The organism is Pseudomonas sp. G.S.17 (genome assembly GCF_038096165.1).
In the GTDB taxonomy this organism is placed as follows: Bacteria; Pseudomonadota; Gammaproteobacteria; order Pseudomonadales; family Pseudomonadaceae; genus Aquipseudomonas.
The window spans coordinates 1,680,591-1,693,124 of the sequence record NZ_CP151076.1 but is presented as its reverse complement, the minus strand read 5'-3'; the positions used below and the strand labels follow the sequence as shown (position 1 = coordinate 1,693,124).

Here is a 12,534-nt window from a genome sequence, read left to right as displayed (position 1 = left end):
CTACGAAAGGAACACGCAATGCCTCTGGACCCCGACCTCGAAGGTTTTCTGGAATTGGCGCAGATGGGTCGCCTGAGCGGCAAGAGTCGCCCGATGCACGCGCTGAGTGTCGAGCAGGCACGCGCCGAATTCGAACAGACTTCGCAAGTGCTCGACCCTTGCCCGCCCGCCACCATTGAGGTCAGCACGCTGTCGATCCCGACCCGTGATGGCCAGCACATCGCGGCGAGGCTGTACCGCGTGGCGCAGCAAGAACCGACGCCACAACCGGGAATTCTGTACTTTCACGGCGGCGGTTACGTGGTCGGCAGCCTGGATTCCCACGATTCGATATGCCGTCGCCTGGCTGCCAGTGGTCGCCAGTCGGTACTCGCACCCGCTTATCGTCTGGCGCCGGAAGCGCCCTTCCCGACGCCGGTCAATGACGCGCTGGACGCCGCGAACTGGCTGGCCGAACACGCCGCAAACCTCGACATCGACAACCGCCACATCAGCGTCGCAGGGGACAGCGTCGGTGCAACCCTGGCCACGGTATTGGCGATCAGCGCCGTGCTTGAATCCCGGAGCATTCAGCTGCGGCCCAAGGCGCAATTACTTTTCTATCCGGTGACCGACGCCTCGCGAACGCGAACGTCCCATCAGCGCTATGACCAAGGATTTCTGCTGGAAAGCGAAACGTTGCAGTGGTTTTACCAGCATTACAGTCCCGACCCGGCGCTGCGCAGCGACTGGCGAATGTCGCCGTTGCTGACCGAAGACCTCAAGCCGCTGGCGCCCGCTTATATAAGCCTGGCCGAATTCGATCCGCTGTTCGATGAAGGCGTGGCTTACGCCGAAATGCTCAGCGCCACCGGCACGGCGGTGACCCTGAACATTCAGGACGGCCTGACGCATGACTTCCTGCGCATGAGCGGCATCAGCGAAGCCATCCCCGGCGTTTACGCGGCCATCGACGCCTGGCTGCTCAAGCACTGAAACTGGCTCAGCGCTGGCTTCCGCGCAGCAGCGCCACTTGTTCCCGAGCCTGCGCGGGTGCCGAACCGTCGGCCGCCAGCGCTGGCCCGGCAACCACAGTGACCCGTGACCACAAGCGCCGAAACACGCCCTTGTTCGGATCACGACTGAAAAAGCTGCCCCACAAACCCTGCAATGCCAGCGGAATCACCGGCACCTGAGTCTGCTCCAGCACCTTGATCATGCCACCCTTGAACTCGTCGATTTCCCCGTCGCCGGTCAGCTTGCCTTCCGGGAAAATACACACCAGTTCGCCGTCGTTGAGGTACCGGGCGATTCGGCTGAACGCCTGTTCGTAGATCTGCAAATCTTCGTTACGCCCGGCAATCGGAATGGTCCCGGCGGTGCGAAAAATAAAGTTGAGCACCGGCAGGTTGTAGATTTTGTAATACATCACGAAACGAATCGGCCGCCGCACCGCACCGCCGATCAGCAACGCATCGACGAACGACACATGATTGCAAACCAGCAGCGCAGCGCCCTCATCGGGAATCAGCTCCAGGTTGCGATGCTCGACGCGGTACATGGAATGGCTGAGCAGCCAGATCAGGAAGCGCATGGTGAACTCGGGCACGATCTTGAAGATGTAAGTGTTGACCGCGATGTTCATCAGCGAGATGACCAGAAACAGCTGCGGGATCGACAGCTTGGCAACGCTGAGCAGCAGGATCGACACCAGCGCCGAAACCACCATGAACAGCGCGTTGAGAATGTTGTTGGCGGCGATCACCCGGGAGCGCTCGCTCTCCAGGGTACGCGACTGAATCAGTGCGTACAGCGGCACGATGTAAAAGCCGCCGAAGACGCCGATGCCCAGAATATCGATCAGCACCCACCACGCCTGACTGAAGGACAGCACCTGAAGCCAGTCATTGGCCATGACGTTCTGCGGCATCTGTCCCGAATGCCACCACAGCAGCAAACCAAACACCGTCAGCCCCATGGAGCCGAACGGCACCAGTCCGATCTCAACCTTGCGCCCGGACAGGCGCTCGCAAAGCATCGAGCCTGCGGCAATGCCGATGGAAAACACGGTCAGAATCAGCGTCACCACGGTTTCGTCGCCGTACAGCCATTCTTTGGCGTAGGCCGGGATCTGCGTGAGGTAGATCGCGCCGACAAACCAGAACCACGAGTTGCCGACAATCGAGCGCGACACCGCGGGTGTCTGGTTCAGGCCCATGCACAACGTGGCCCAGGACTGGCTGAAGATATTCCAGTTGATCTTCATCTCCGGCGTCGCGGCGGCCGCGCGGGGAATACTGCGGCTGGCGAGATAACCCAGGCACGCCACCAACACCATGACACCGGCAACCAGCGGCGCGTAGCCCGAAGTGGACATCATCACCCCGGCGCTGATGGTGCCGGCCAGGATCGCCAGAAACGTGCCCATTTCCACCAGACCGTTACCGCCCACCAACTCGTCTTCACGCAGGTGCTGCGGCAGGATCGAATACTTCACCGGCCCGAACAGCGCCGAGTGCGTGCCCATGGCGAACAACGCCAGCAACATCAGCCACAAATGCCCCAACACGAACCCCGCCGCCCCGACCAGCATGATCCCGATCTCGCCCAGCTTGATCAGACGGATCAACGCATCCTTGGCGTACTTCTCGCCAAACTGCCCGGCCAGCGCCGAGAACAGGAAAAACGGCAGGATGAACAGCAAGGCACACAGATTGACCCAGATGGAACGATCGCCCTCGATGGCCAGCTTGTAGAGAATCGCCAGGATCAACGACTGCTTGAGCACATTGTCATTGAACGCCCCAAGGGACTGGGTAATGAAAAACGGCAGGAAGCGGCGTTTCCCTAACAGCGTGAATTGTGACGGGTGGCTCATCGTCCGTGGTCCTGAATAGCGTTGCGATTGGAAGGTTGATCCAGTGCGAGCCACATTGAAGACGTTCGCTTACGTTATGTCGATAGGACGTTTCTGATTGTGCAGGGAAATCCGACCTTATTGAGTGAGCAAAATCCCGTGGGGACGGATTCATCCGGGAAGGCGTTGGCGCTGGTGACCAGAAACCTCAAGAAAACACGATCCCGTTGGAGCAAGTCCCCGAAGACGCTGGAGCAAGCGCTGAAGATCTCTTTGGCAAACCCGACGCTTTCCCGGACAAGTCCGGTCCTACCAAAGCTTACCCAACCGGTAGGAGGGGACTTGTCCCCGAAGAACGATAACGAGATGGGGCTGGTTGACCAAGGCGCCTGATTCGCGGGCAAGCCTCGATCCAACGAACCCGCCATCATCCGGCCAGCGGTTGCACCGAACAAACCATCTCCCTATGATTCGCCCCGTCGCTGCACATCAGCGACCGGATTTGGCGATCCGATCTACATATACGCAACAGCTCCAGCGCTCGGTTGTCTTCATTTTGGTGTGGGCAGCATTTATGGCAGCTGTGCGTGGGAGATCTTCGGATCTGCCGGGTATATGTGACCGGTTCGCCAACCTGCGTACAGCTGTCACCCAGTTTTGTTTGGCGACGAAACAGGAGACAGGTCCAGAAAACACATATGGTTTTAAGAAAATGACCCAATACACCCCGCTGAATCAAAATCCAAAAACCGTCCTCTTCATCAACCCAAACGCGCCCTTCCCCGACCTGCACCACTGCGCCGTCGAACGCCTGACCGCCGTGAAAAACCTCATGGCCTGCCTGAGCACCGCCGACCTCAAAGACCCCGACGAAAAACACCTCGCCCATGTTGCGCAGGCAGCTTGTTTGTTGTTGCAGGATAGTTGTGATGTGTTGGAGGTGATGGAAGTGCGGATGGATAAGCGCATGGATTGATTCGACGCAAAGCATAGGAGCGAGGCTTGCCCGCGAATCGGTGTTCCAGTCAATATATTTAGCGGTTGAGTTGACAACTTCGCGGGCAACACCTGTTAACGAATCCTTATTTACTGCGCGACTGCAACCCCCGCATTCACCATCAGCAATATCAAGTCAATAATAATTATCTGTAGGAACAATCCGAAAAGCATTCGGAAATTTCTCCTTTGCACTTTCCACTATGGATTATGCAGTTGCGATGATTCATTGTCGCCCGGCAGAAAACAGTCCATGACCCTTGGACTAGCTGGCGCCCAGCGCAGCTGGTAACGACCAATACAGCTCAGGCAGACAACTTCAAAGTGCACGGGACAAGTAGTTGAGTTCAAATATACCTAAGTCACGGACGACACAGCCACAGCCCACTTCCAAGGATGCTTGAATATGCAAAACCAACTGCGCGCTTTCTTCGACCACAGCCGCCACAAACTGCAAGTAAGTGATGTCGATGCATCCCTCGACGTCCTGACTTTCAAGGGCGAAGAACATCTGAGCCAGCCGTTCAAGTACGACGTGGAGTTCACCTCTGCGCAGCAGGACATTGCGGTCGAGAAGATGCTCGGTCGGGCCGCAACGTTCAGTCTGCATGGATTGCCGCCCAAGTACCCGAAGATGACGCCGGACTTCCTTTCCGTCGTGCCCGAGCCGCCGCTGCGCACGTTGCATGGCGTGGTCACCGGCTTCAAGCGCCTGTCCGATTCCAACGATGAAGCCCATTACGCTCTGACCCTGCAACCGCGTCTGGCACTGCTCGATAAGGGCAAGCAGTTCCGCATTTATCAGCACCAGTCGGTGCCGACTATTGTCGAGAGCATTCTGCGCAGTCGGCACAACTTCGAAGGCCAGGACTTTCTGTTCAAACTGGCGCGCGACTACCCCAGGCGCGAACAGGTCATGCAGTACGGCGAAAGCGACTTGGTGTTTATTACCCGGCTGCTGGCCGAAGTGGGTATCTGGTTTCGCTTCACCGTCGACCAACGCCTGAAGATTGATGTTGTTGAGTTTCATGACGACCAGCGTCATTACCAGTTCGGTGTCGAACTGCCCTTGCGTTCGCCGTCTGGTTTTACCAGCAGCGGGCAGGATGGTGTGTGGCAACTGCAAACCAGCCACCAAGTGGTGGAAAAGAACATCAACTTTCGCGCTTATCACCATCGCGATGCCAATGCCTGGCTCAACGGCGAAGTCGATCAGACCCGAGGCGCAAAAACCACCTACGGCGAGGCTTACCACTACGCCGAACCCTACACCGTGCTCGGCGACCGGATTGCTCAGGATGAAGACCTGTTAAGCGAAAGCGGTTTTTTCTACGCGCGTCTGCGTCACGAGCGCTACCTCAACGGCCAGACCCAACTCAGCGGTGCCAGCAGCAGCGCGACGCTGGGCCTCGGTCAGGTTCTGAAAATCACCGGCGCTCCGCAGGCCTTCGCGCCGGGCGCAGTCATTACCCAACTGAACACTTGCGCCGCCCGTGATCGCAGTTTCGAAGTCACCTTCGAGGCCATCCCCTATTCGGAAACCGTCTGTTTCCGCCCGCCCTTGGTGGCGAAGCCGCAAATCGCCGGCACCGTACCGGCGCGTGTCACCAGCCCGCAGAAAAACGCCCCTTACTCCGAAATCGACCGGGATGGCTACTATCGGGTCAACTTCCTGTTCGACCGCGACAGCTGGAAACCCGGCCAGGAAAGCATGCTGCTGCGCCTCGCGCGCCCTTATGCCGGCGACACCCACGGCCTGCATCTGCCGCTGATTGCCGGCACCGAAGTGGCCATCGCCTTCGAACAAGGCGACCCCGACCGACCTTACATCGCCCACGCCCTGCACGATGACCGCCGCCCGGACCACGTCACCCTGCGCAAACGCGACTACACCCGCAACGTCCTGCGCACCCCGGCCAACAACAAACTGCGCATGGAAGACCTGCGCGGCTCCGAGCACATCAAACTCAGCACCGAACACAGCGGCAAAAGCCAGCTGAATCTTGGGCATCTGGTGGACGCCGAGAAGAAAAAACGCGGCGAAGGGTTTGAACTGCGGACCGATGGCTGGGGGGCGATTCGGGGTGGCAAAGGCATTTTTATTAGTGCGGATGAACAAGCCAAAGCCCAAGGCCAGGTGCTCGACATAAGCAAGGCCATCGACCGGCTGCAACAGGCTGGCGAGCAATTGCAAAACCTGTCGGTCGACGCGGAAGCAGCCAATGCCGATCCGGCCGATGTTCAGGCGCAACTGAACCTGCTCAAACAGGATCTCGAACAGCTCAAGACCTCGGTGTTATTGCTCAGCGCCCCAAAAGGCATCGCCCTGACCAGCGGCCAGCATCTGCAACTGGCGGCGCAGAAAAACCTGATGCTCAACGCGGGCGCCGAAGCCGACATCAGCGTGGTGAAACGCCTGTTTATCGGCGTGGGCGCAGGCATGAGCCTGTTCGTGCGCAAGATGGGCATCAAACTGATCGCCAATCAGGGGCCGGTGAACATCCAGGCACAAAACGACCGCCTGGAACTGCTGGCCCGGCATGGCCTGAAGATCACCAGCACCGAAGATGAAATCCACATCACCGCCAAAAAGAAAATCATCCTCAACGGCGGCGGCAGCTACATCACCCTCGACGCGAACAGCATCGAATCCGGCTCGGCGGGGGACTACAACGTCAAGTCCGCGAGTTATGAATACAGCGGCGCTGCCAGCATGACAGCCACGCACCCGGATTATCCGCAGATCCTGTCCAGCGAAAGTCTGTCCAGCCAGGTGTTGCGGTTCAATTTGTCAAGTTCCCCCAATGCGAGCGGCAAAGATATGGCAGGCATGCCCTACAAGCTTTACGCCGACGGTGCGTTGTTGAAGCAAGGTGTATTGGATCAGACGGGGCAAATGCCGATTGACCATCAGGTCGTGACCCGTGAGTACCGATTGGAGCTGGCCAGCGGGACGAGCTACCGGATTCCGGTTCCAGGCAAATACCGTAATCCCGAGCAGGGGCAACTGGCCAACGGTGGTTTGCATAACCACCCTTCAGACACGTATGTCGAGGTGAGTCAGTCCGGTTCGCATACCAATCACCGTGACGAGTACGCAGAAATATTGCACGGACTCAGAGACAAGGAGGAAACCCAATGACTCAAGAGGACATCGTAACGCCAGTGGCGCTCCAAGATACCAACGAGGTGACCTGTACCTTGCCGTGGTACGTGAAAAAATCCAAATATCACCCGAGCAAGGCGACCTACCAGCCCTTGGTCAATGGCGAGGAGGCCTTTCGCGCGGTGCATCTGGCCATCGCCCAAGCCACCAAGACCATCGACATCATCTGCTGGGGTTTTCAGCCGTCGATGTTTTTCATACGCAACCAATGCGTGCCCAGCATTGGTGAATTGCTGATGTTCAAAGCCAGCCAAGGCGTAGAAGTTCGAGTGCTGGGCTGGGAGTTTCCGTTGAACCTTGCCGGTGCAGCGGGCGAGACCAACCTGCCAGGCAAGGGCAAATTACGCATCCTGCAGAAAGAACTGCAACACAGTACCGAAGACCAATACGCCTTCGACAAATACTGGTATGCCGAGTGTGCGGTCAGCGGCGACAAAGCTCTGGGACGTGATCTGCGTCGTCCTGTCTTCGTCGGCCGCGGCTTCAGCCAGGATGAACGGAGCGAGATTGCCCATTGGCTCAAATATGAAAGCCTCGACGCTGAGATCAGCACAAAAATGCGCCTGGTGCAGAGACTGACGCCGAGCCATCACCAAAAAACCGTTCTGGTCGATTACGAAATACCCGAGCGCGCCACTGGCTTCGTCATGGGCCATAACATGCTTGACGAGTATTGGGATACCGACGCGCATTCGGCACTGAACCGCACCAAGCAAACCAAGCTTGCACCCAATGTGGGCCCGCGTGGCGACACGCCACGTCAGGATATTTCCTGCCAGCTCAGTGGGCCTATTCTGGAACACCTGCACCACAACTTCGCCTCGGCCTGGCACAAGGAGACTGGCGACGACCTGCTCAAAAAACGCCTGGCCAAGGAATTAGGACCACAGTTGCAATGCAGCCCCGGTGCCCTGCGGCAAATGGCTCAGCTGGTTCGCACCCAGCCGCAAGAAGAAATATTTGAAATCGAGCAGCTCTACCTGAAGGCCGTTAACAACGCCAGGCAGTTCATCTATATCGAAAACCAGTACTTCCGCTGGCCGCCCCTGGCCGACCTGATCAAGGGGGTCGCGGACGGACATGGTTCAGGCGGGCGCGACCCCGGCGTGCATGGCGCCTTGCACCTGTTCGTCATCACCAATGCCAGCGACGATGGAATGGGTAAAGGAACCGTGAAAACCCAGCTCATGCTCGAAAGTCTCGGGCGCGCCGACACCATTCCCGGGCTAACGAAGCTGCGCCGCATCGAGCAGATCAAAAAAGATGCACCGCCCCGGCCATCCCCCGATCTGCATGACCACGTTGGGCAAAAGGAACTCAAGCAGTGGCAAGCCGATCTGGATCGGAAAATCAAGGACGTTGAGGACGGCCCGATTGTTCTGCAGGCGATCCCCAACCTGAAGGTGCATATCTGTTCGCTGGTCGCCGACGACTCCCCGGCGGGCAAGGACTGGATGCCGGTGTACATCCACTCCAAGTTGATGATCATCGACGACGTCTTTACCACCCAGGGCTCGGCCAACATCAACACCCGCAGCATGCGGGTCGACAGTGAAATGAACATTGCCCACGAGTGGGCGAGTGTGACCGAGGCGTTGCGGCGGCGGTTGTGGAAGCTGCATACGAAAGGGAGGGGGGCGCAGGATGATCCCGGTGTCGCATTTGATGAGTGGGGGACTCTCATTGTAGTGGTCAACTCATTCCGGACACCTCGATAGGTTGTTCCGACGCCATCGCCCGTTCGTAAACGGTCGGTGGCAGATATCCCAGTTTTGAGTGCAGTCGCTCGTTGTTGTAAAACCCAACGATGTATTCAGTGATGTCGCGTATTGCTTCGGCATGGTTGGCGTAATCGCGCCGCCATACCCGCTCCATCTTCAAGCTCAGGAAGAAGCGTTCCATTACTGAGTTATCCCAGCAGTTACCTTTTCGACTCATGCTTTGCTGCATATCGCTTCTGGCTAGCAGCGTTCTGTAACTCGCGCTGGCGTATTGGCTGCCGCGATCCGAATGAGCGATCAAGCCCGGTGGCGGTTGGCGCTGTGCTATGGCCAACTGCATCGCGCTACACACCAACTCCGCTGGCATGTTTGGGGCCATCGACCATCCCACCACCTTGCGCGAGAACAAGTCCAACACTACCGCCAGGTAGAGCCAGCCGCTGCGAGTTCGAATGTAGGTGATATCCGCCACCCAGGCCTTGTTCACAGCCTCGGGCTCAAACTGTCGGTTCAAAACATTCTCGGCAATCGGCAGGTCATGTTTGCTATCGGTGGTGTGCACAAACTTGCGCTTCCAGGCAGAGCGCAGGCCATTTGCACGCATCAAACCGCGGATTTTATAAAGGCCCACTTCGATGCCTTGGGCCTGCAAAACCTTACGCAAGCGGCGACTGCCATAGCAGCCGCCACTCTCGGCAAACGACGCCTTGAGTTGCACAACGACAGGACAACTCTTCTGAACAGGCGCTTCAACACGCTTCTGTGCTTCGTAGAAGCCGGATCGACTGATGCTCAGTAAACGACAAAGATACGCCACCGAATAAGCCTTCTGTTGCAGCTGCCGAACCAGTCGATACGTCACTTCAGCTCGCGGGCAAAGAAGGCCGTAGCCTTTTTTAAGACGTCATTATCCATCTTGAGCTGCCGGTTTTCTTGCTCCAACTGCCGGATGCGCTGTTGCTCAGACGTCAACGGCTTACCAATTCCGGCCTGCCCCAATTGCTCGGCCTCATACTGCTGCACCCAGCGTCGTACCGCCGTTTCACCGATATTCTGATCCCGGCAAACCTGTGGAACGGTCAGCCCTTGATCCTTGATCATCTTTACGATTTCCAGCTTGTAGCTGTCATCGAATGTTTTGCGTTTTTTAGTCATGGAAAGCTCCTCGATAGATGTATTTTCCACCTATAGAGGTGTCCGGGGAAATTAGACCACCACACATCGAGGAAAACAAAGATCTCCAAGAAGAGGGGGGAACTCCATCCGTACCTCTCGTTGAGTTTTATTACGGCAAAAAGACCCGGGCAGACCTCGACTGATGCGCAGACTTCTATTGCTGTCGAGCCTGCTGCTGGCCGCCTGTAACACGGGCGATGCTTTCACTCTCCAAACCAGAGACATGCCCATGAACCCGATTGCTGAAGCCAAGACCCGGCTGACCTTTACCTGTGTGCACGAAACCTTCCCCGAACCGTCCGCCGAGTCCGACGTATTGTTCCGGTACGCCCGCTGGCTGCAAAAAAACAACCAGCTCAAGCAGGACAAGACCGTCGATGCCGAGATCCAACGGCTTTACCGGATCGCCACTGAAAACGGCCACCCCAAGGCCAATATCAACCTGCAGAACGGCGGTATGCGGGGTCAATTCAAGGTCAGTGGCGATGAGTATTTGCGCTTGAGTCAGAACCTGATCGACGCAGGCGTAGCGACCGGTTATTACTTTGTCGGTATTTTCCTGGAGCAGGGTGCGGCGGGGTTGAAGCAGGACCCGGAAATGGCCTTGCGCTACTTCCGCAAGGCTGCCGATCAGGGCAGCGCCCAGGCGCAATACGATGTGGGCGATAAGCTGGCACCCATTGCTATCGCCCCGGATATTGCCCGACAGATGCGCCGATGTGCCGCCGAGCAGGGGCACGGTGAAGCTGCTGTTGAATTAGGCGTCAACCTTAAAAACAAAGGGCGATACCAGGAGGCGCTTGAAGCATTTCAGCTCGGAGTGGCTGGTGGTCGCAGCACTTCGGCTTCCCGATTGGCTAAAGCCTTTCGCAACCCCCCTCCCTCCAATACCATAGACTACCTCTCCCAAGCGGAGGACCTGGAGCGCGCCAAGCGTTATGACCAAATCTGGAAGATTTTGTCGAGCTACTCCTACGCGAATCCCAAAGTCTCCGAGATCAACGAAATCGTTCCCCTGCCGCCAGCCCCGCTGCCCGCCTGGGACGGCAAGCTGCAATGGCTAGAAGCACGACTGGCCAATGTCCCACCCGAAAAGCCCAGCGAAGCGCTGATCAATGAGCTGGCCAAGGCCAAGGTCCTCGACCCGGCTACTGGCAAACCCATGCCCGGTTCGCCAGGCTTCAGTCAGGCCAATTTCCCCTTGCTCATCTGCTTTAGCGGCGAAGCCTGCCCGCGTATCGGCTACTGGAAAGTCATCTGGTCCTCGGAACGCACGATCAGAAGGCGTGAGGTAATCCGCCACTTCGAAGAGGGCGAGGCCTTTCCGATTCAGACCGTCGAACGCTACCACCTTCGTCCCTGGCCACTGTCGGATAAAACGACATTCCGTGACGAAGTGGTTGAGTGGGGGCTGCTTGGATGAAGCGCTGCTTCTTCGTATTGATACTAGTCAGCGTGACACTGCTTGGCTGTGGTGCCGCCGATGCGCGCTCTTCAAAAATCACTTTGGATGCGTTCAAGGAGATCAAGGCCAACCTGGCTTTCACCTGTGTACACGAAACCTTCCCCGAACCGTCCGCCGAGTCCGACGTATTGTTCCGGTACGCCCGCTGGCTGCAAAAAAACAACCAGCTCAAGCAGGACAAGACCGTCGATGCCGAGATCCAAAGGCTTTACCGGATCGCCACTGAAAACGGCCACCCCAAGGCCAATATCAACCTGCAGAACGGCGGTATGCGGGGTCAATTCAAGGTCAGTGGCGATGAGTATTTGCGCTTGAGTCAGAACCTGATCGACGCAGGCGTAGCGACCGGTTATTACTTTGTCGGTATTTTCCTGGAGCAGGGTGCGGCGGGGTTGAAGCAGGACCCGGAAATGGCCATGCGCTACTTCCGCAAGGCCGCCGACACGGGCAGTGCCCAGGCCCAATACGATGTGGGCGATAAGCTGGCACCCATTGCTATCGCCCCGGATATTGCCCGACAGATGCGCCGATGTGCCGCCGAGCAGGGGCACGGTGAAGCTGCTGTTGAATTAGGCGTCAACCTTAAAAACAAAGGGCGATACCAGGAGGCGCTTGAAGCGTTGCAAATGGGGGTAGCGGCTGGTGAGGAGAGCTCGGCCTCACGTTTAAGTAAAGGTTTTCGTGGTCCGGATGACCCGCTGTATTACCTCGCCCAACCGGAAGACCTTGAGCGCGCCGAACGTTACGAAAAAATCTGGCGAATACTGGCGAACTACTCCTACGCCAACCCCAAGGTCCCGGAAATCAACGACATCGTTCCCCTGCCGCCCGCGCCGCTACCCGCCTGGGACGGCAAGCTGCAATGGCTGGAAGCACGATTGGCCAATGTACAGCCGGAAAAGCCCAGCGAATCGCTAATCCGCGAGCTGGCTAAGGCCAAGGTGCTTGACCCACCGACCGGCAAGCCCATGCCAGGGCATCTTTAGCTCCAGCCCCGCCCACCTCGCGAATAAATTCGCTCCTACAGCTGGACCGCTATGTCGTGGGACCGGATTTATCCGGAAGGGCGTCGGTGCTGGCAGCCCGAAACCTCAAGGAAGTACGATTCCGTTGGAGCGAGCGTGCGGCGTTCCGACTTGCCCGCGAACCGATTCACCCATCAATACACCGTCGA

At 57.7% G+C, this 12,534-nt stretch carries 8 protein-coding genes; 6 read left to right on the top strand and 2 right to left on the bottom strand.

Annotation, left to right across the window (positions count from 1 at the left end):
• The first annotated feature begins 18 nt into the window (after positions 1 to 18).
• On the top strand, positions 19 to 975 hold the full coding sequence (locus AABC73_RS07795; RefSeq protein ID WP_341523103.1) for an alpha/beta hydrolase: 957 nt from the start codon (positions 19 to 21) through the stop codon (positions 973 to 975).
• A gap of 7 nt (positions 976 to 982) precedes the next feature.
• Here AABC73_RS07795 and AABC73_RS07790 read toward each other — a convergent pair whose 3' ends face one another.
• Positions 983 to 2,857, bottom strand: a complete 1,875-nt coding sequence (locus tag AABC73_RS07790) for an MFS transporter (protein WP_341523102.1) — start codon at positions 2,855 to 2,857, stop codon at positions 983 to 985.
• Positions 2,858 to 3,548: 691 nt separating this feature from the next.
• Between AABC73_RS07790 and AABC73_RS07785 the strand changes: the two genes are divergently transcribed.
• The 3 genes from AABC73_RS07785 to AABC73_RS07775 all read left to right on the top strand — a co-directional run bounded on the left by AABC73_RS07785 (position 3,549) and on the right by AABC73_RS07775 (position 8,716).
• Positions 3,549 to 3,812: a hypothetical protein gene (locus AABC73_RS07785; RefSeq protein ID WP_341523101.1), complete on the top strand. Its 264-nt coding sequence runs from the start codon at positions 3,549 to 3,551 to the stop codon at positions 3,810 to 3,812.
• Between the two features lie 426 nt (positions 3,813 to 4,238).
• On the top strand, positions 4,239 to 6,974 hold the full coding sequence (vgrG, locus tag AABC73_RS07780) for a type VI secretion system tip protein VgrG (protein WP_341523100.1): 2,736 nt from the start codon (positions 4,239 to 4,241) through the stop codon (positions 6,972 to 6,974).
• Positions 6,971 to 8,716 (top strand): phospholipase D-like domain-containing protein, encoded by a 1,746-nt coding sequence (locus AABC73_RS07775; protein ID WP_341523099.1) that lies wholly within the window; start codon positions 6,971 to 6,973, stop codon positions 8,714 to 8,716. Before vgrG ends, AABC73_RS07775 begins: the two co-directional genes overlap by 4 nt.
• On the opposite strand, the gene AABC73_RS07770 is transcribed toward AABC73_RS07775, so the two are convergent.
• A protein-coding gene (locus AABC73_RS07770; protein ID WP_341524189.1) for an IS3 family transposase occupies positions 8,691 to 9,874 on the bottom strand; the annotation gives its coding sequence in 2 pieces (ribosomal slippage) (positions 8,691 to 9,610 and positions 9,610 to 9,874; 1,185 coding nt in all). The genes AABC73_RS07775 and AABC73_RS07770 overlap by 26 nt on opposite strands.
• A gap of 163 nt (positions 9,875 to 10,037) precedes the next feature.
• On the opposite strand from AABC73_RS07770, the gene AABC73_RS07765 reads away from it, so the two are divergent.
• Positions 10,038 to 11,318, top strand: a complete 1,281-nt coding sequence (locus tag AABC73_RS07765; protein WP_341523098.1) for a DUF6396 domain-containing protein — start codon at positions 10,038 to 10,040, stop codon at positions 11,316 to 11,318.
• Entirely contained in the window at positions 11,315 to 12,346 is a 1,032-nt protein-coding gene (locus AABC73_RS07760; RefSeq protein ID WP_341523097.1) for a DUF6396 domain-containing protein, read from the top strand. The genes AABC73_RS07765 and AABC73_RS07760 overlap by 4 nt, the downstream gene beginning before the upstream one ends.
• Positions 12,347 to 12,534 lie beyond the last annotated feature (188 nt).